Genomic DNA, 21,204 nt, shown 5'->3' on the forward strand with positions numbered 1-21,204 from the left:
TTTAGTAGATTTCTGCTAAATTTACTTTTTTAATTAATCACACCTAAATGAGAAAAAAATCCTTTTTTATTTTGTTAGTTATCGGAAATATGCTAACAATTGAAGCACAAGAAAAACAAGAGAACACTAGTATGAATCCATTTTTTCAGGCTTACGACACGCCGTTTAATGTGCCGCCTTTCGATAAAATTAAAAACGAACATTTTAAGCCCGCGATTTTAGAGGGAATTAGTACCCATCAAGCGGAGGTTGATGCTGTTGCAAATAATACGCAACCCGCTACTTTTGAGAATACTATTCTTGCCATGGAAAATGCAGGGGAATTATTATCGAATGTGAATACGGTTTTTTCTAATCTGAATTCGGCGAATACCAATAAAGAGATTCAGAATATTGCCAAAGAAATGGCACCAAATCTTTCCGCGCACAGAGATAATATTTACCTGAACGAGAAATTATTCGCAAAAGTAAAAACGCTTTGGGACAAAAAAGAAACTTTGGGACTGAATTTAGAACAGGCTAAAATTTTGGATAATGCGTACAAAGATTTCGTTCGTAGTGGAGCCAATTTATCAAATGCTGACAAGGAAATATTGCGTAAAATAAACGGAGATCTTTCGCTGACCAGTTTAAAGTATGGACAGAATATTTTGGCGGAGACTAATTCATACGAGTTGGTTGTTGATGCCAAAAAAGATTTGTCCGGATTGCCACAAGGATTAATTGATGCTGCAGCTGTTGATGCCAAAGCAAAAGGCAAAGAAGGAAAATGGGTTTTTACCCTTTCTAATTCCAGTGTGATGCCATTTCTGCAATACAGTTCTAATCGAGAATTGCGCAAGCAAATTTGGAATGCCTACCAGACTAGAGGTAATCAAGATAATGAATTTGACAATAAAAAGAATGCAATAGCATTAGCAAATCTTCGTGGGCAAAAAGCACGATTATTAGGGTATAAATCACATTCTAATTATGTCTTGGAAGAATCAATGGCTAAAACTCCCGAAAATGTGAATAAGCTATTGAATGATTTGTGGAAACCAGCTTTGAAAATTGCTAAAACGGAAGCTGCCGATATTCAGAAAATGATGGCTAAAGAAGGAATTAAAGGTGCCGTACAGCCGTATGACTGGAGGTATTACACGGAGAAAATCAGAAAAGAACGTTTTGATTTAGACGAAGAAGAATTAAAGCCGTATTTCAGTTTAGAAAATGTTAGAAAAGGCGTTTTTCAAGTAACCGAAAAGCTATACGGGCTTCAGTTTAAAGTATTGACGGATGTTCCAAAATACCATGAAGATGTTACAGTTTGGGAAGTGACTGAGAAAGACGGAACCCATTTGGGTGTTTTATACATGGACTTTCATCCGCGTGAATCCAAACGAGGCGGTGCATGGATGACCTCGTACAGAACTCAAAAAACGGTTGACGGAAAACGCGTGGCTCCAGTAGTTTCTATTGTTTGTAATTTTACTAAACCATCAGCGAATGCCCCAGCACTTTTGACATTTGATGAGGTTACGACTTTCTTTCACGAGTTTGGACATTCTTTACACGGAATGCTGTCTAATGTGACCTATAAAAGTTTAGCAGGAACAAGTGTTCCAAGAGATTTTGTAGAACTTCCTTCTCAAATTATGGAGAATTGGGCAGCTGAACCAGAGGTCTTAAAAATGTATGCAAAGCATTATAAAACTGGGGAAGTGATTCCAGAAACATTGGTGAATAAATTAAAAAAAGCAGGGACTTTTGACCAAGGTTTTACTACAACAGAATATCTAGCAGCTTCTTTATTGGATTTAGAATACCATTCTCAAACCAAAAACATTACCGTTGATGCAAACGCTTTCGAAAAAGCAGCAATGACAAAAATTGGTTTGATTGCATCTATTATTCCAAGATACCGAAGTACGTATTTCAGTCATATATTCTCTGGAGGATATTCTTCTGGATATTACAGTTATATATGGTCAGGAGTTTTAGATACGGATGCTTTTGAAGCGTTCAAAACAACTACTTTGTTCAATCCTGAAAAAGCCAAATTATTCCGTGAGAATGTTTTGGAAAAAGGAGGGACAGAAGATCCGATGGTTTTGTACAAACGTTTCCGCGGTGCGGAGCCAAGTATTGAACCGCTGTTGAGAAAACGTGGTTTGGACAAAAAAGAAGAAGTATTTAAAAAGATAAAAGGATAAAATAATTTTGTTCTAAAGCAAAAACCCTACAATACAAATAATGTGTTGTAGGGTTTTTTATTGTCCTTCAAAAAAGGCTTATCCGTGATACACTCTGGAAGCAATTATTTTACCTTCTCTGATATCTAATACTTCTGCTACCAGTAAATCTTCTTCACCAGCTACCGTTCGTATGTATTCCATAAAAACGCGGTCACCATTTGCGGTAAGCGATTTTACATTGTAATTCAAACTCGGCAAACGTTCAAAAGTATCTTTCCACCATTCTCGCAAGGCTTCTTTGCCGGTGACAAAACCGTTGCTTTCGGGTTTGAATATTTTTAGTTTTGGACTAAAATGCACAGCATCGTCATCATACAAAGACAATAGTTTTTCTAATTCTTTATTGTTGAAAGTTTCAAACCATTTAAAAGCTATAGATTGTAATTTTTCTGGCATCATACTAATTTTATAATTTCAAAGAAATATTAAACGTTCTTCAAATTGATAATTTCTTGTTCAGTAAGCAATCTCCAGTTTCCTCTTGGCAAATTCTTTTTAGTCAAACCAGCAAAAGCAACTCTGTCAATTCGCAACACATCATAACTGAAATGTTCAAAAATATTACGAACCACTTTCACGTTAGCGGATCTCAACTGTAATCCAATTTCACTTTTCGCTTCTCCGTCAATGTAGCTTACATCTTCCACAAAAACACGGTGTCCGTCAAGAGTCAGTCCTTTGTTTATTTTTTCTAAATCCTCAAATTTCAAGTTTTTATCTAATGAAACTTGGTAGATTTTAGATGATTTTTGACTTGGTAACGTAAATTTACGAATCATATCCGTATCATTCGTAAACAATAGTAAACCAGTTGTATTCTTGTCCATTCTCCCAATAGCGCCAATTTTTGCTGTTGTAGAGCCTTTTACTAGTTCCAGTACATTACGATATTCCTGACCTTCGTCCATCGCAGTAGTAAAGTTTTTTGGTTTGTTCAATAAGATGTATACTTTTTTCTCCGGTGTCAAAGTGGCGCCGTCAAAATTTACTACGTCTCCCGGTTTTACCATATATCCCATTTCGATAACGGGAATTCCATTTACTTTTACAGTTCCGGATTGAATGTAAATATCCGCATCACGACGCGAGCATGCCCCAGAATTAGCGATGTATTTATTCAAACGGATTTCGTCTTTTACCTTTGGTCTTTTAGGAGCTTGATTTGGTTTTTTTTCTACTTTATCCGTATCGACAGCTACAACTTTAGTATTTATTTTAACTTTTTTTGGCCCTTGTGCCCGTTTTTGCATCGCAGGTTTTGGCTTGTTAGAACTTGGTCTTGAACTATTTGTTCTAGCACCACTTCCTTTATTGTTGCCTTGCTTATTATTCATAATATTCCTTAATTTGCGCAAAGATAGTATTTATATAATTGAGAATCAATAGATGGCAATTATAAAAAAGGTAACTGGCTTGTTAATAAGCGAATTAAAAAAAATTAAATTCGCTTTTTAGAGATGGCTCTCGATTTCTACTGTTCCCCCTTTTCTTTTTAAAACAAAAAAAATCTAGTCATCTTGCTGTTTTCATAAGTTGTTTTTTGTTCGTTTTATCAGGAATGAAACAGTGAAATACTGCCGCAATAAAGCACTAATTGTACTATTAGATGCAATCTTTCTGGGATATTTCAAGCAGTTATTAATGCGCTTCCAGCCAGTCTTTGCCAGTACCAAGATCTACTTCTAGTGGAACATTTAACTTGAAAGCATTTTCCATTTCATATTTTATCATCGGTTTGATTTTTTCGAGTTCATCATTATGCACATCAAACACAAGCTCATCATGAACCTGTAGCAACATTTTACTTTTCCAATTTTCAGAGGTTAGTTTTCCGTGAATATTAATCATTGCAATTTTGATGATATCAGCAGCACTGCCTTGAATTGGTGCGTTTACCGCATTTCGTTCTGCTCCACCACGAACAATGGCGTTTTGTGAATTGATATCTTTCAAATAACGACGACGACCCAGGATGGTTTGCACATAGCCGTTCTCTCTTGCAAAATCTATTTGATTCTGTATATAGGACTTTAATCTTGGATAGGTTTGGTAATACGCTTCAATCAAATCAGCGCTCTCTTTACGAGATAAGTTAGTTTGATTGCTCAATCCAAAAGCCGAAACACCATATATAATTCCGAAATTGACCGTTTTGGCATGACTTCGTTGCTCGCGAGTCACTTCTTCCAGCGGAACATTAAAGACTTTTGAAGCAGTAGATTTGTGAATGTCTTCGTGATTCTGAAAGGCTTTGATCATGTTTTCTTCACCGCTTAATGCAGCAATTACCCGCAATTCTATTTGGGAATAATCTGCAGAAACCAATGTGTAATTTTCATCTCGTGCCACAAATGCTTTCCGGATTTGTCGGCCACGTTCGGTTCGAATCGGGATGTTTTGTAAGTTGGGATTATTCGAACTCAATCGTCCTGTTGCCGCAACGGTTTGCATATAATCGGTGTGTATGCGGTTCGTGATTTTGTCAACTTGGTTGGGTAAAGCATCAACATACGTGTTTTGCAGCTTTATCAATTGTCGCCAATCCAGAATGTCTTTTACAATTGGGTTTTCAGCGGCTAAATAACTTAAGATTTCCTCTCCAGTTGCGTATTGACCGGTTTTGGTTTTCTTTTGTTTGGCTCCTCCAATTTTCAATTTGTCAAATAATACATCGCCCAGTTGTTTTGGGGAAGCGAGATTGAATTTTTCACCGGCAGTTTCATAAATATTTGCTTCCAGTATCTTTATATCATCATCCAAGGTTTTCGACAGGGATTTCAAGAAATCGACATCTACGCGGATTCCTTCTTTTTCCATAGCGGCCAAAACAGGTACCAATGGAATTTCGATTTCCTCAAAAAGTTTTTTGGTGCCGGTTTTGTCTAATTCTAAAGTGAATATTTCCTTGAGTTGCAAAGTTACATCAGCGTCTTCAACCGCATATTCTTTGATTTCTTCCAGTTCAACGTCGCGCATTGATTTCTGGTTTTTTCCTTTTTTCCCAATTAAAGTTTCAATAGATTGCGGGGAATATTTTAAATATGTTTCTGCCAAAATATCCATATTATGACGCATATCCGGATTGATTAGATAATGTGCAATCATGGTATCGAATAGTTTTCCTTTTACGGTAACCTTGTAATTAGAGAGTATCTTTAAATCGTATTTTAAATTCTGACCAATTTTCTCGATGTTTTCATTTTCGAAAAAAGGAATGAATTTCTCGATTAAAACTTGTGCTTCCTCTTGATTTTCCGGAAAAGGAACATAGAATCCTTTTCCTTTTTCGAAAGAAAACGAAATCCCCACTAATTCGGCATGCAAAGCATCTAGACCAGTTGTTTCGGTGTCAAAACATACTGAAGCTTGTTTTTGTAAATTTTGCAACAGCAACTTCAGCCCTAAATCCCCTTGGATTATCTGATACGAATGTTCTGTGTTTGCTAGTGAACTATAATATTGATGGCGTGTTTCTTCTGATGAATCTTCCTGAATGGCACTTCCAAAAAGATCAAATTGTTCTTCAGTTTTAGGTTGTGTTTTTTTATATAATTTAGTTTCATCAACCGGGTTATTGGTGGTCGCAGTCGCTCCTTTTTTGAATATAGCGTCAAACTGCTCTGCCATTCGGCGGAATTCTAACTCGTTGAACAGTGCGTCTGTTTTTTCGACATCAGGAGTGGATAATTCATAGTCCGTTTCATCAAAAATAACGGGACAATCCAGTAAAATTGTGGCTAAGGTTTTAGATAATAATCCTTTTTCCTTGTTCGCCTCAATGTTCTCTTTCATTTTTCCTTTCAGCTTATCCGTATTAGCTAAAAGATTTTCCATGGTTCCAAATTCTTTTAGAAACTTCTTTGCAGTGACTTCGCCTACCCCGGGAAGTCCTGGAATATTATCCGCTGCATCACCCATCATTCCAAGGAAATCGATTACCTGATCCGGGCGTTCAATTTCAAATTTTGCCAAAACCTCAGGAATTCCCCAGATCTCTATTCCATTCCCCATTCGGGCAGGTTTGTACATAAATATGTTTTCAGAAACAAGTTGTGCAAAATCCTTATCCGGGGTGACCATAAAAACTTTATAATTTTGTTTTTCGGCTTGTTTGGCAATGGTCCCAATTAGGTCATCAGCCTCATAGCCTTTGACTTCTATTATAGGAATATGCATGGCTTTCAGTAAATCTTGGATATAAGGAATAGCAATTTTTATGGCTTCCGGAGTAGCATCACGATGGGCTTTGTATTCCGGGAAGATGTCATTTCTCAACTGGCTGCCACCATTGTCAAAAGCAACGGCTAAATGATCTGGTTTTTCTCTTTTTATAACATCCATCAATGAATTCATAAAACCCATAATGGCGGATGTATCCATTCCTTTAGAATTGATCCGTGGATTTTTTATAAAAGCATAATAGCCTCTGAAGATTAAGGCATAGGCATCAAGAAGAAACAGGCGTTTTTGTTGTGACATGAATTGTAATTTTTGTAAAGTTTTCAAAAGTACAAAACTTGTCAGATAAAGGCATGAAATATTTCTTCAAATCAATTTCACTATGTTTTTTAAAATAAAATAGGAGAAACAGGGGCTTAGGTGCAGCGATTTTATATTTGTTAAACTTGTTTATTAAATAAAGCACGAATAATTTGTACGATAACGGTTTTGCTTTTTATTTAAAATTAAGTTTTTCTATTTCAGCTAAGCTGTTTCAAGTTGATTTAATGTAATTTTAGTTAAATTTAGATTAATAAAAACGCATACTATTTTCTTAATTTGTTATTTTGTGTAAAATTTGATTAAAAATGATTTTCCGTGTCGTATTCTTGTGTTCAATTCTACTTATTATTGAGCTGTATACTTTTCAGATCTTAAAAACTTTGATAAAATCAAAACTAATATTGTTTTCAATTCAGGGTATAAGCCTATTAGTTTTAATATATATCGTGTATTCTTTAATGCAATTTGACCGTAGCGTAGGACAAACCCAGCAATTCATGTTTAGTATGGGATTGTTGCTTATTGTTTATGTTCCAAAATTAATTTTAGCCTTAATTTTAATAGGGGAAGACATTTTTAGAGTAGGTGCTGGAGCCTTAAATTTTTTCGTGGATTATGACAAGAGTACTGATTTCCTTAATTCCAGAAGAAAGTTTATCAGTCAAATAGGATTAGGGTTAGCGGCGGTTCCGTTTTTATCCTTGATATATGGAGTCACGATTGGGAAATACAATTACAAAGTGATCAGGCAGCGTATTTTTTTTCCGGATTTACCGGATGCTTTTGATGGTTTTAAAATTACTCAAATATCCGATGTTCATAGTGGAAGCTTTGATGACCCGGAAAAAATTAATTATGCGATTGACTTGGTAAATGAGCAAAATTCAGATATGATTCTGTTTACTGGAGATATTGTCAATACGCACGCCAAAGAGATGCATCCTTGGATAGAAACATTCAACCGAATTAAGAAACATGAATATGGCAAATATTCCGTTTTGGGGAATCATGATTACGGAGAATATGTAACCTGGCCAAGTGAAGCCGCAAAAGCAGATAATTTTAAGGCAATAAAAAATTTATACGGAGAAATTGGGTTTGATTTATTGCTGAATGAGCATACGTTTATCGAGAAAGGAGATGCCAAAATAGCATTAGTAGGTGTCGAAAACTGGGGACATAATTTCAAGCAGGCCGGAGATTTGAATAAGGCTTCGGGGCAGTTAAAGAAAGAAGATTTCAAGATTTTGATGAGCCATGACCCTTCCCATTGGGAGCACGTGGTGCAGCACGATGATAAACACTACCACCTTACGCTTTCCGGGCACACACACGGAATGCAATTTGGAATCGAAATTCCCGGTTATTTCAAATGGAGTTTGGCGCAATACGTATACAAACAATGGGCCGGCTTATATGAAAACATGGGAAGATACGTTTATGTCAATAGGGGATTTGGTTTTCATGCCTTTCCCGGAAGAGTAGGAATCATGCCGGAAATAACGGTCATCGAACTAAAAAAAGGCACTAATGTAGCAGAATTCGTTTAAAATGCTACATTTGTAAAAATAATATCTCTGTTTAGTGAATTTTAAAAATTAAATTTTTGGTTTTATGTCAAAATTTGGAGAACTTATAAATACTAAAATTCCGGTATTAATTGACTTTTATACGGAGTGGAATGAATCCTCCGTTTTAATGCATCCTGTGATCAGAGATGTAGCGGCGGCTCTTGGCGATAAAGCGAAAGTCATTAAGATTGACGTGGATAAAAATCAAGAATTAGCGGATGCTTTGCGGATCAAAGGGTTGCCTACGTTGATGATCTATAAACAAGGTCAGATGATCTGGAGACAGTCCGGAGAACTTGACGCCAATACGATAATTAGTCTCGTTCAGGAACAATTGTAATATTTTTATAAAGGGTTGCACTTAAAATTATTTTCTTTTAAATAAGCTAGTGTTTTTGGCAACACGTATTGTAGGTTCTTGAACGCTTTTATACTGTCGTGAAAAACAATAATACTCCCCGGTCTTACATTTGACAACACATTATTAAGGCATTTTTCTTTAGATATTGTGGTATCAAAATCAGCACTCAGGACATCCCACATAATTATTTTGTACCCTAGTTTTTGTAGTTTTTTTGATTGCGATTTTTTTATTTTTCCATACGGAGGGCGAAAAAGTTTAGCGTCTGGATGGGTGTGGTTTTCAATCGCTTCTTGAGCTTGTTTCGTGTTTTTGATGTACGTCTCAGTAGTTGTTTGCCAGCCATTTAAGTGGTTGAAAGTGTGGTTTCCTATGGTGTGGCCTTCCCGAATCACCTTTTTGAATATTTCAGAATTTTTTTCGATATTATTTCCAATACAGAAAAAAGTGGCTTTGATTCCGTATTTTTTTAATTCCACCAAAACCCATTCTGTAACTTCTGGAATGGGGCCGTCATCAAAGGTAAGGTATACAGTATTTCCTGTATTGGAGACATCCCAACTATAATTAGAGAATATTTTTTTTATAATCGAATGGGTCTTTGTCCAGTACAATTTCATTTTTTTCATTTTAAAATTAAAAAAAATAGCGACATTGAAAAATGTCGCTATTTTTTTAATGGCTCTCTAATATTACTCTTTGTCGCGTCCAAAACGTTCAAACATTTTGATGTACGTATTGAAGACAATTTTGTTCTTATTGTAAAATGCGAGATCGCCATTTTCTTTCATGACTTGCAAGAGGCTTCTGTAGCGCTCAATATCAGTTATGATTGGAATTGCAATACTGCTTTGTTCAGAAGATTTAAGATTGCCATAATAGTTGAGGTTTTCTTGGTACTTAAAGACTAATCGGTCCAATAATTGTTCGGCTTTTATTTTTTCGCCAGTTTTATAATAGCCTCCCGCAAAAGGTTCTACTAATGAATAATAGCCAAAGCTGTCCAAAGGCATTTTTGCCATAGCTAAATCAATGATTTTTTTGGCTTTTTCTTTCTGTCCTTCCAGGATTAACTGATTCATCAATCTTGACAGATTGTTTCGGTAGGTAATGCTATTTTTTCTGGTTTCTGGATCATGATAAATAGAAGGACTATCACTATTTCCCCAATCCCATTTCATGACCTTTGCATACATTCTGTCAGTGTCTATTTGTCCCATTTCAAGTGGACTTCCATCTTTGGACATTGGAGTTTTTATTGGAACTAGTTTGTACACCATACCTTCGAGTTGAAGATATTCTTTCATCCAGAGGTAGTCCTCGCTATCATAAGCACCACCGCTAAAATAAATTGGTCTTTTCCAGTTGTTATTAGCAACAATGTCAAGCATCATCAATCTGTTTTTGTACAACGCACTCCCTTTGATGTCTATATCAATATAAGGCACTATAGAGTCATTGTATTTAGGGGATACTACTTTGTTTTGTATGATCGTATTTTTGTCAACGGGAATCCGAATCTTATTGGTTGGGTAAAAATGGATGGTTTGTCCGTTTTGCATTCCTACCGTTGATTTCGGATTTTTAATAAAATCGATAAAATCTTTTATATCCCAGCGACTTTCAATTTTTGGAATATGGGCCACATAGTCTAATTTATCTCCAACATATTCCTCGTGTGTAAATGAAACCGGTACTGGGTCTGATTCGTATGTTTTGGTTTTCATTTGATCGATATACCAGTCCGTCATGAATAAACTGGTGTTTACAATTTTGACATCGGTTCTTATTTTTTCAATTTCCTGTGCGTACCAAAGCGGGAAAGTGTCATTGTCTCCAATGGTGAATAAGATGGCATTAGGGTCGCACGAGGTAAGATACGCTTTTGCCATAGACAAGGCGGTATATTTGCCGGAACGGTCGTGGTCATCCCAGTTTTGTGACGCCATAAGCACTGGTGCCGCTACCAAACTTAATGCGATAAGGAGAGGGCCAGCTATTTTTGGAGCGAGATGTTTTTTGACACTTTCATACAAGGCGTAAACACCAAAGCCTATCCAGATGGCAAATACATAAAAGGAGCCTACCAATGCATAATCCCTTTCTCGAGGTTCAAAAGGCCTTTCGTTCAAATAAATTTTCAGGGCTATTCCCGTAAAAAGGAACAAGGCAAGCAAAACATAAAAGCTTTTTAAATCCTTATTGGCATGATACATAAGTCCAATAAGGCCCAGAATAAAAGGCAAAAAGAAATATACATTCCGACCTTTATTGTTCAATACATCCGATGGTAAGTTGTCCTGACTTCCTAAATGCAATTCATCAATGAATTTTATACCACTGAGCCAGTTGCCATCCAGATAGTCGTATCGTCCCTGAACATCATTTTGACGGCCAACAAAATTCCACATCAAGTACCTCCAATACATGTATCCAAATTGATACTCTACCATAAAACCTAGATTGTCCGCAGTTGTTGGTTTTTCAACAATCAAATAGTCGCCATAACTTTTTAGGAAGGTGACATATCCTTCGTTGTCAATTTGTTTTTGCGCGTAGGCTTGTCTGAATTCAGAAATTATTTTTTGAGTTTCATTTTTGAGTTGAGCAATCGCTTTATTGTAATCTTCTTCACTAAGCTGACTGGCATCAATACCGTATTTTGCTAAATCATCCTCGTAAGGATAATTAGGATTTAATTTGAATTGAGGCGGATTGGTAAAATTCATGTAATTTTCAATATGTCCATCGCTCCACATTCTTGGGAGAATGGTTTTATGATTGTCATCTGAATTTTGGGAAGCATTTTTATAATTATTGACAATAACATATTTCCCTGTTTTATAATCTCTTTCATAATTGGGTGCTTTGTCTAAATAAGGATTATTGGCATCTAATCCGGCAAAATTCTCTGTGTATTGTGGACCATAGAACAATGCATTTACACCATATTGTTCTCTATTGTAATAGGCTAAAACTTCGCGGGCATCAGACGGTTTGTTTTCATTGATTACAGTATTTGCATTTGCTCGAATGGGTAGCATCATCCATGTCGAGAAACCAATTAAAATAAAAAGGATGCAAAGAATTATGGTGTTGTAGAACACAAAGCCTTTTTGTTTGGTGTATTTCAATCCAAAGTAAAAGAAAGCAATCAAAGCTATTGTAACAAACACAGTACCTGAGTCAAACGGCAGTCCTAAACTATTGACCATAAAAACTTCTGTTTTACCAAAGAATCCCATGGTCATAGGAAGTAGCAATTTGAAAATAAACAACAAAATAGCAATTACTACAACATTTGCAATAAGGAAACTTTTAACTGTTACTACCTTATAGTTTTTAAAAAAATAAAGAAAACCTATTGCGGGAATTGTTAGTAATGCCATAAAGTGAACCCCAAAGGAAAGTCCTACAACAAGAGAAATAATCAATAACCACTTATTTCCTCTTGGAGTATTCATGTCTTGCTCCCAGCGTAAACCCAGCCAAAACAATAGGGCAATAAACAAGGATGCCATGGCGTAAACCTCAGCCTCGACAGCATTGTACCAAAAGCTATCTGAAAAAGTGAAGGCTAAAGCACCAACAAATGAACTTCCTAGTATAACGATTTCATTGTTTCTGTTAGTCTCTGAAAATCGGGAAATCAATTTTTTTAGAAGAATGGACGAAGACCAAAAAAGGAATAAAATAGTAAAGGCACTCGAGAATACGGACATCATATTTACCATTAAGGCAATGTGTTGATCATCTGATGCAAACATGGCAAAAAAAGCGCCAATCATCTGGTATAAAGGAGCTCCCGGAGGGTGGCCAACTTGAAGTTTTGCTGCGGTGGAAATGTATTCGCCACAATCCCAAAAACTCATGGTAGGCTCAACAGTTAAAGTGTAAGTTAATAATGCGATTCCAAATGTTAACCAACCAATAATTGTGTTCCATTTATTGAAGTTGAATGTTCCTTTGTCCATGTACTAAAATTTAGTTTAAATGTAAGTTACAAAGAAAATGTTTTTTTATTTAACCCTAGTAGCATTAACACTATTTTCTGGAAAAGTAATGAAATTCAATAATCAATTGATTGTAAAGCTCTTTTGAGATATTTTGCAGCTGATTTTATTTTTTGTTATTTTTTTTTAATAAAAAGGCAAAAAAAATTTGTGCAAACTAAATTTTATTTTAAATTTGCACTCGCTTAGCAGCAATGCTGGTCTATGGTGTAATGGTAACACAACTGTTTTTGGTGCAGTCGTTCAAGGTTCGAGTCCTTGTAGACCAACAAAAAACCTCTCAATTCCTGAGAGGTTTTTTTATAGATAAAATTCTGAGTAGTGTTTGTTGGGATTTTCGAGATAAGAGAATGAAGTTGGTTAGTTGTTTTTGCAAAGCCAAAAGGAGTTAAATTCTAAAAGTGATAACAGGTCTGGTGGTGTGGTTTACTAAGTCCTCACTGATGCTTCCGTTAAAAAAATGCGCTAAACCAGTTCTGCCATGAGTGCAAAGGCCAATTAAATCAGCATCTATTGTTTTTGAAAAATTGATTATTCCACTTTCAATATTTGCATCATTAAATAGATGTGAGGAGTAGTTTGGAAGATCAAATTCAGCCATAAAAGCGCCCATCACCTTTTCGGCAGCAAGAGTGGTCTTAAAACTATTGGGAGTGCAAATCATGACTAAAAACAAATTGGCATCAAAGATCTTCGCGAACTCCATTATTTTTTTAAAAGGCTTTTTAGCTTCTTTTGAAAAATCAGAGGCAAAGACGAAATTTTTAAATTTTAATTTACCTACATCTTTTTTTATAACTAAAACTGGAATTTCGGAGAGTCGGACCACTTTTTCAGTATTAGAGCCAATAATGATTTCTTCAATGCCTGAAGTGCCATGAGAGCCCATAACGATTAAATCAATTTTATTCTTTTTGTTAAAGGATAAAATACCGCTAAAAGCTTTTTCAAATTGTACAGAGACATGTACCGGAATTCCTTTCAAATAGGGCTGTTCTTTTATTTTTTGAAGGTTTTCGTTAACTTTTTTGATGAACAACATAAGCGCCGGAGTAATGTCTGCTCCAGTAACAGAGTCATTCATGTGGTTTGGGAGTTCTAATAAATGCAATAGAAATATTTCGCCTTTATTTTTTTTTGCAATTATGGCGGCTGCTTTAAGTGCGTTTTCAGCATGTGTGGAAAAATCGGTGGGGACTAAAATGCGTTTCATCAATTGAAAGTATTAAATTATATGAAAACTGTTATTTTAATGCTATAATAAAGGTAAGAAATTATTTTACAGCAATCGATTATTTTAATTTATAAAAAAAAACACTATATTTGCACCGTTATTTATTAAAATCTAGATAATGAGGGGACTAAATGTCCCCTCTTTTTATAAGCATATGACATTTAAAGAGAAAGTAAACACGTTATTGGCAGAAGGCCTGTTAGAGAAGCCGTCAATTTTTTTGATAGACCTGATTATCACGGATGCTTTTAAGGTTATTGTGACCTTGGATGGAGATAATGGAGTAGCGCTTCAGGATTGTATTGATGTGAGCCGTTCACTAGACAATAACCTGGACCGTGAGGAGCAGGATTTTTCTTTAGAAGTGGCTTCGGTAGGAGTAGGATCTCCATTGAAATTGATCAGACAATACAAGAAAAATATAGGGCGTACATTGATTGTGAAGACTGGAGCAGAAATAATTGAAGCGGAATTAGTGGAAGCTAATGATGATTTTGTAATTTTGTCATGGGAAGCAAGAGAGCCAAAAAAGATTGGTAAAGGGAAGGAGACCGTTCAAAAAGAACTTAAACTACCTTATGGAGACATTAAAGAAGCAATTGTTACAGTAACATTTTAATTAAAGAATTCGCATGGAAAATTTAGCATTGATCGATTCATTCTCAGAGTTTAAAGATGATAAACTTATTGATCGTGTAACGCTTATGGCAATTTTAGAAGATGTATTTAGAAATGCATTGAAAAAAAAATACGGTTCAGATGATAATTTCGATATCATTATAAATCCTGATAAAGGAGATATGGAGATTTGGCAAAGAAGAGTAATTGTTGCGGATGAAGACTTGGATTTTGATCACCTTGAAATTACATTGACTGAAGCTAGAAAAATAGAGCCTGATTTTGAAATTGGAGAAGAGGTTTCTGAAGAAGTTAAATTAATTGATTTAGGAAGAAGAGCAATTTTAGCTTTGCGTCAGAATTTGATTTCTAAAATTCATGAACACGATAACACCAATCTTTACAAGCAGTTTAAAGATTTAATAGGAGATATTTACACCGCTGAAGTGCACCATGTGCGTCCAAGAGTTGTGATTTTAGTTGATGATGAAGGCAATGAAATTATTTTGCCAAAAGAAAAACAAATACCTTCTGATTTTTTCCGCAAGGGAGATAATGTCAGAGGGATAATTGAAAGCGTTGAGTTGAAGGGAAATAAACCTCAAATTATTATGTCTAGAACTTCGGAGAAGTTCTTGGAAAAATTGTTTGAGCAAGAAATTCCGGAAGTATTTGATGGTTTAATCATGGTAAAGAAAGTGGTTAGGATACCCGGCGAAAAAGCAAAAGTAGCTGTTGATTCTTATGACGACAGAATAGATCCTGTGGGGGCTTGTGTAGGTATGAAAGGGTCTCGTATTCATGGAATCGTGCGTGAATTAGGTAATGAGAATATAGATGTTATCAATTATACAAGCAACATTCAATTGTTTATCACAAGAGCATTAAGCCCTGCAAAAGTATCTTCGATCAAGATCAATGAAGAGACTAAAAGAGCAGAGGTTTTCTTGAAGCTTGAAGAAGTTTCAAAAGCGATTGGTCGTGGGGGACACAATATCAAATTAGCGGGCTTATTAACGGGCTATGAATTAGACGTTATTCGTGAAGGTGATGTTGCTGGTGCTACCGCTGATGATGATGATGTTGAATTAACAGAGTTTTCAGATGAAATTGAAGACTGGGTTATTGAAGAATTTGCAAAAATTGGATTGGATACTGCAAAAAGTATCTTAAAACAAGATGTAGAAGATTTAGTACGAAGAACAGACCTGGAAGAGGAAACGATTCTGGATGTAATGAGAATATTGAAAGAAGAATTTGACAGTTAGTCATTGAGTCTTCAACGATAAACATGCCATTTTACAATTAATTCTTGCTCGGTAGGTATCGAGTCGGGAGTAAAGTGAGGAATAACAAAAAAGGTAATAATAAAAAGGTTTTATGTCTGAAGAGAGAATTATTAGAATAAACAAAGTTTTAAGGGAATTGAATATTTCTTTGGAAAGAGCTGTGGATTATCTAAAAGATAAAGGGATAGCTATTGAAGCAAACCCAAACACAAAAATTTCTGATGATGTATACAATGTCTTGTGCGGTCAGTTTGCAGGTGACAAAGGGAATAAAGAAGCTTCGAAAGAAGTTGGGGAAGAAAAAAGAAAAGAAAAAGAGGCTTTGCGTTTAGAACGAGAGAAAGAAATCGAAGACAAACGTAAGATTGAGGAAGAGCGTCTGAAACAGCAAGAAGTTATAAAAGCGAGAGCAGTTATAGCGGGTCCTGTTCAGGTAGGTAAGATTGATCTTAATCCTAAAAAACCTTCCATCGTCACTCCTGTGAAAGCGGTTGAAAAAGTGGAGACTCCAGTTGCTAAAGTAGCTGAGGTGAAAGCAATTCAAAAAGAAGCTTCAACAGAGAAACTGTCGCCAGAAAAACCTTTAGAAGAAAAACCTGTTTCAGATAAAAAAGAGATAAAACCGGTTGTTGGAATTAAAGAGGTAAAAAAAGAGACTGTAAAAGCAGTCCCTGCTGAACCAAAAGAGGTAGTGAAAACGGAAATTGCTAAAACTGATGACGTGCCTGTTGATGAAACCATCACAACGCAATATCAAAAATTATCAGGAACTACTTTGACAGGGCAGATCATTGATTTGTCACAATTCAACAAACCAAAAAAGAAAAAAGAAGAACCTAAAATCACTCCTAATAAACCGGGTGCTCCAGGATCGGCTGCGGCTAATGCAAATAAAAACAAGCGTAAAAGGATTGCTCCTAAACCAGGAGTTCCTAGGCCGCCTGCAGTTCCAGGAGTTCCGGGAGCGCCAAATCCTAACAAGATTACGCCAAATGTTGGTGGTGGCGGATTTAATGCTAACAGAAGTGCAAGACCTGGTTTCGTAAGAGGAAACAGACCTGCTATTGTTGCTAAAGTAGAGCCTACGGAAGAAGAAGTAAAAAACCAAATTAGAGAGACTTTAGAAAAACTTCAAGGAAAAGGAGGTAAATCTAAAGCAGCTAAATATAGAAGAGATAAAAGAGATACGCACCGTCAAAAATCAGATGACGAGCAAAGAGCCATAGACGAAGGAAGCAAAACGATTAAGGTTACTGAGTTTGTTACCGTTGGTGAAATTGCCATCATGATGGATGTGCCAATTACAAAAGTTATTGGAACTTGTATGTCGCTTGGAATCATGGTTACCATGAATCAGCGTCTTGATGCGGAAACATTGACAATCGTTGCGGATGAGTTTGGTTATGAAGTTGAATTTATCACGGTAGATATTGAAGAAGCAATTCAGGTTGTTGCAGATAGAGAAGAAGATTTAGTATTCAGAGCGCCTATTGTTACGGTAATGGGTCACGTAGATCACGGTAAAACATCGTTACTGGATTACGTTCGTAAAGAAAACGTAATCGCAGGGGAGTCTGGAGGAATTACACAACATATTGGTGCCTACGGAGTAACTTTGGATAACGGACAAAAAATTGCATTCTTAGATACACCGGGTCACGAAGCTTTTACAGCGATGCGTGCGCGTGGTGCTCAAGTTACGGATATTGCAATTATTGTGATTGCTGCGGATGATGACATCATGCCACAAACGAAAGAAGCGATCAGTCATGCTCAAGCAGCAGGCGTTCCTATTATATTTGCCATTAATAAAATTGACAAGCCTAATGCCAATCCTGAAAAAGTAAAAGAAAGATTAGCGGGTATGAATTTACTAGTAGAAGATTGGGGTGGGAAAATTCAATCTCATGATATCTCTGCAAAAGTTGGTACAGGTGTCAAAGAATTATTAGAGAAGGTATTGTTAGAAGCGGAACTTTTAGATTTAAAATCAAATCCAAATAAAGCGGCTCAAGGTACAGTGGTTGAGGCATTTCTTGATAAAGGAAAAGGATATGTTTCTACCATATTAGTACAGCATGGAACGTTACGAGTTGGTGATTATATGTTAGCAGGGAAGCATCATGGTAAGATAAAAGCCATGCATGATGAAAGAGGGAATATAGTTACAGTTGCGGGACCTTCAACTCCGGTTTCTGTTCTGGGTCTTGATGGAGCAGCCACTGCAGGGGATAAGTTCAATATTTTTGAAGATGAAAAAGAAGCCAAACAAATTGCTTCAAAACGTTCTCAATTGATGCGTGAGCAGTCTGTACGTACACAACGACACATTACATTGGATGAAATTGGACGTAGAATAGCATTGGGTCAATTTAAAGAATTAAATATTATCCTTAAGGGAGATGTGGATGGTTCTGTTGAAGCATTGTCTGATTCGTTCTCTAAATTATCTACCGAAGAAATTCAAATTAATATTATTCATAAAGGGGTTGGTGCAATTACAGAAACTGACGTAATGTTGGCTTCGGCATCTGATGCAATCATCATCGGATTTAATGTTCGTCCTGCTGGAAACGCAAGACAATTAGCAGATAAAGAAGAAATTGATATCCGTTACTATTCTATTATTTATGCTGCAATTGATGACTTGAAAGATGCCATGGAAGGGATGTTAGCTCCGGAAATGAAAGAAGAAATTCTGGGTACAGCGGAGATTAGAGAGATATTCAAAATCTCTAAAGTAGGTTCTATTGCGGGTTGTATGGTAATGGACGGTAAAATTTCCAGAAGCGCTAAAATGAGAATCATTAGAGATGGTGTGGTGGTGCATACAGGTGAACTGATAGCATTGAAACGTTTCAAAGATGATGTTAAAGAGGTTGCTAAAGGCTATGATTGTGGAATTCAGATCAAGGGATATAATGACATTGAAGAAAGAGATGTTATTGAATCTTACCATGAGGTAGCAATTAAGAAGAAATTGAAATAGAATTATATTGTTTTAATTAAAATCCCGACTAGTCGGGATTTTTTTGTTTTAAACAAAGACAGGTTTAGTCTTGAAAAGCTTTTTTAATGGCTGAATAAAAGTTTTTTGTTTTAACACTGATTTTTATTTGTTAAGGAAAAGTGACAACTTTTTTTTATTTCAGTTAGTAAAACGCGATTTTTTATTTAATCGAGAGTGGGATAGGAGTTTGTGTTGAACTGAGCTTATTCGTTTATGTCATCCTGATTTAAAGTTTTTTGCTTATTTCAAATAATAGAGAGCTTGATTTTATATAATTTGAATATTTTTTAAGTTTATTAGAGGATAATTTTGCTATTTTTCAATTGTCTTTGGTTTTTTTTAATCCAATTATAAAAACAAAAAAACCACTTTTGAAGTGGTTTTTTTAAAATAGGAGATGCATGATTACTGATGCTGTTTTATTTGTTAGGCTTTATCAAATGTACATTGGAATAGCTTTTTTTGATCTCTATTAGATTTCGTTCTGCTTCAATTCGTGTTTTGAAATTCCCAACCCAAACTTTGTAGTTTGGAGTAAAAAAAATAATGGTGCCGTCAATATCTCGAAATTGTTGTCTAAATTGATTAAGAGTGTTTCTTGCTTTTTCACTTTCGCCACTAAATATTTGAATTTTATATTGGTCATTTATAGCATTAGAAATATTTGTTTTTCTCTTTTCATTTAGTAATTGTTCAAATTTAGGGTCTTGATTAACGGTTAAGTTTTTGTCTTGTGCAATTGCATGTATATAAGATATACAAAATGCAATAGTGATAAAAAAAGCTTTTTTGGAGGCTAAAATTCTCATAATGTGATTGTTTTTGTGTAAAAGTACTATTTAATAAATCATACTAAACTCAGAATATTATTTAGAATAGATATAAATTGAAATTAAGACTATTTTAAGGTTTTGAGAGTAGTTCTTAAGTCGTATTTTTGTGCAAGTTTAAAATAAAGGATCAGTTTTTATAAAAATAATTAGAAAAAACTGTGCCAATTTTTAGTAGATAATCATTATACTATATGAAAAAGGTGGGTAACCATAATTCGATCTCAAGGAAATTAATTCTTAGCATAGCTTTAATGCTGTCTGTTTCCTTTACTTCATTTGCTCAAGAAGCTACTCCAGCAGTAGCGGATGTTACTGCGGATGCTACAGCTACTTCACAAAGTGCTGATCCGGTTAAGGGTAAAGAGCTTTTTAATGCTAACTGTGCGGCATGTCACAAACTTGATGCGAAAGCAACAGGACCGGCTCTTAGAGGCGTGGGTGCTAAATATGATGCTTCATGGCTTCATAAGTGGGTTCGTAATAGTTCAGATCTTATCAAATCAGGAGATGCTCAAGCTGTAAAAGTTTATGAGGAAAATAACAAGGCCGTAATGTCTGCTTTTCCTCAATTATCGGATGCTGATATTGATAATATAATTGCTTACACTTCAGAGCCAAAAGCGGAGGCTCCTGCAGCAGCTTCAGGTACTGAGGCGGTTCCAGGAACAGCTGATGCAGGCAGTGGGGTTTCGAATAATATTATTTTAGGGGCTTTGTCCTTGGTGATGTTAGTTCTTGTGGTAATGTTGTTTCTTGTAAATAATGTGTTAACTAAAGTAGCAAAAGCAAATGGTATTGAAGTTGCTCCAAAAACTCCAACAACACCTATTTGGAAATCGTTTGTTAGAAATCAGTTTTTAGTATTGGTTACTTCTGTGTTTTTGTTGTTGGCGAGTGCGTATTTTGTATATGGTTATCTGATGCAAATTGGTGTTGACCAGGATTATGCGCCAGTTCAGCCGATTCATTATTCTCATAGAATACATGCTGGAGATAATGAGATCAACTGTAAGTATTGTCACTCCTCGGCAAGAGTTAGTAAGAATGCTGGAATTCCTTCATTGAATGTTTGTATGAATTGTCATAAGAATATTGCTGAAGTTGCTGAAACAACAGCTACTCCTGAATATAGTAAGGCGTTTTATGATGAGCAAATTCAGAAATTATATACAGCAGTTGGTTGGGATCAAACAACTCAAACGTACACAGGTAAAACACAGCCTGTAAAATGGGTTCGTATTCATAACTTGCCGGATTTTGTTTATTTTAATCACTCGCAACACGTAACGGTGGCTGGTATTGAATGTCAAACTTGTCACGGTCCAGTACAAGAATATGAGATTCAAAAACAATTCGCTCCTTTAACAATGGGTTGGTGTATTGATTGTCACAGGAAAACTGAGGTAAAAATGGAAGGCAATGAATATTATACTAAGATTCACGAGGAGCTTTCTAAGAAATACGGTGTAGACAAGTTGACTGCGGCTCAAATGGGAGGTTTAGAATGTGGTAAATGCCATTATTAATCAAATTAT

The 21,204-nt window shown here is 35.7% G+C and carries 14 protein-coding genes and 1 tRNA gene; 8 read left to right on the plus strand and 7 right to left on the minus strand.

Annotated features, from left to right (window positions below):
* The first annotated feature begins 47 nt into the window (after positions 1–47).
* Entirely contained in the window at positions 48–2,195 is a 2,148-nt protein-coding gene (locus EKL97_RS02495; protein ID WP_126568001.1) for a M3 family metallopeptidase, read from the plus strand.
* 78 nt (positions 2,196–2,273) lie between these two features.
* Here the strand turns inward: EKL97_RS02495 and EKL97_RS02500 are convergent, their stop codons facing one another.
* From EKL97_RS02500 to polA, 3 genes are all read right to left on the minus strand, one after another.
* On the minus strand, positions 2,274–2,636 hold the full coding sequence (locus tag EKL97_RS02500; protein WP_126453986.1) for a nuclear transport factor 2 family protein: 363 nt from the start codon (positions 2,634–2,636) through the stop codon (positions 2,274–2,276).
* A gap of 26 nt (positions 2,637–2,662) precedes the next feature.
* Positions 2,663–3,571 (minus strand): pseudouridine synthase, encoded by a 909-nt coding sequence (locus EKL97_RS02505; RefSeq protein ID WP_126458390.1) that lies wholly within the window; start codon positions 3,569–3,571, stop codon positions 2,663–2,665.
* A 304-nt stretch (positions 3,572–3,875) separates the two neighbouring features.
* On the minus strand, positions 3,876–6,716 hold the full coding sequence (polA, locus tag EKL97_RS02510; RefSeq protein ID WP_126563422.1) for a DNA polymerase I: 2,841 nt from the start codon (positions 6,714–6,716) through the stop codon (positions 3,876–3,878).
* A 329-nt stretch (positions 6,717–7,045) separates the two neighbouring features.
* Between polA and EKL97_RS02515 the strand changes: the two genes are divergently transcribed.
* Together EKL97_RS02515 and EKL97_RS02520 are read left to right on the plus strand one after the other, a co-directional pair.
* Positions 7,046–8,290 (plus strand): metallophosphoesterase, encoded by a 1,245-nt coding sequence (locus EKL97_RS02515; RefSeq protein WP_126563421.1) that lies wholly within the window; start codon positions 7,046–7,048, stop codon positions 8,288–8,290.
* Positions 8,291–8,354: 64 nt separating this feature from the next.
* Positions 8,355–8,651, plus strand: coding sequence for a thioredoxin family protein (locus tag EKL97_RS02520; RefSeq protein WP_126458398.1), 297 nt, complete (start codon positions 8,355–8,357; stop codon positions 8,649–8,651).
* Positions 8,652–8,656: 5 nt separating this feature from the next.
* Here EKL97_RS02520 and EKL97_RS02525 read toward each other — a convergent pair whose 3' ends face one another.
* Positions 8,657–9,292 (minus strand): polysaccharide deacetylase family protein, encoded by a 636-nt coding sequence (locus EKL97_RS02525; RefSeq protein ID WP_126568150.1) that lies wholly within the window; start codon positions 9,290–9,292, stop codon positions 8,657–8,659.
* A 72-nt stretch (positions 9,293–9,364) separates the two neighbouring features.
* The gene (locus EKL97_RS02530) at positions 9,365–12,646 is read right to left on the minus strand and encodes a DUF2723 domain-containing protein (protein ID WP_126458400.1); all 3,282 of its coding nucleotides are present in this window, start codon (positions 12,644–12,646) and stop codon (positions 9,365–9,367) included.
* A gap of 237 nt (positions 12,647–12,883) precedes the next feature.
* On the opposite strand from EKL97_RS02530, the gene EKL97_RS02535 reads away from it, so the two are divergent.
* Positions 12,884–12,954, plus strand: a tRNA-Gln gene (locus tag EKL97_RS02535).
* 119 nt (positions 12,955–13,073) lie between these two features.
* On the opposite strand, the gene EKL97_RS02540 is transcribed toward EKL97_RS02535, so the two are convergent.
* Positions 13,074–13,898, minus strand: coding sequence for a universal stress protein (locus EKL97_RS02540; RefSeq protein ID WP_126568003.1), 825 nt, complete (start codon positions 13,896–13,898; stop codon positions 13,074–13,076).
* 175 nt (positions 13,899–14,073) lie between these two features.
* Between EKL97_RS02540 and rimP the strand changes: the two genes are divergently transcribed.
* From rimP to infB, 3 genes are all read left to right on the plus strand, one after another.
* Complete coding sequence (gene rimP, locus EKL97_RS02545; RefSeq protein ID WP_126459084.1) at positions 14,074–14,538, plus strand: ribosome assembly cofactor RimP; 465 nt, start codon at positions 14,074–14,076, stop codon at positions 14,536–14,538.
* Between the two features lie 13 nt (positions 14,539–14,551).
* Positions 14,552–15,805, plus strand: a complete 1,254-nt coding sequence (nusA, locus tag EKL97_RS02550) for a transcription termination factor NusA (RefSeq protein ID WP_126453830.1) — start codon at positions 14,552–14,554, stop codon at positions 15,803–15,805.
* Between the two features lie 112 nt (positions 15,806–15,917).
* On the plus strand, positions 15,918–18,815 hold the full coding sequence (infB, locus tag EKL97_RS02555) for a translation initiation factor IF-2 (RefSeq protein WP_126458402.1): 2,898 nt from the start codon (positions 15,918–15,920) through the stop codon (positions 18,813–18,815).
* A 440-nt stretch (positions 18,816–19,255) separates the two neighbouring features.
* On the opposite strand, the gene EKL97_RS02560 is transcribed toward infB, so the two are convergent.
* Positions 19,256–19,645, minus strand: coding sequence for an SPOR domain-containing protein (locus tag EKL97_RS02560; protein WP_126458404.1), 390 nt, complete (start codon positions 19,643–19,645; stop codon positions 19,256–19,258).
* A 215-nt stretch (positions 19,646–19,860) separates the two neighbouring features.
* On the opposite strand from EKL97_RS02560, the gene EKL97_RS02565 reads away from it, so the two are divergent.
* Positions 19,861–21,195, plus strand: a complete 1,335-nt coding sequence (locus tag EKL97_RS02565; RefSeq protein WP_126568004.1) for a c-type cytochrome — start codon at positions 19,861–19,863, stop codon at positions 21,193–21,195.
* Positions 21,196–21,204: the final 9 nt, after the last annotated feature.

Origin of the sequence: Flavobacterium sp. LS1P28 (assembly GCF_003970335.1) — a bacterium.
Classification (GTDB): Bacteria; Bacteroidota; Bacteroidia; order Flavobacteriales; family Flavobacteriaceae; genus Flavobacterium.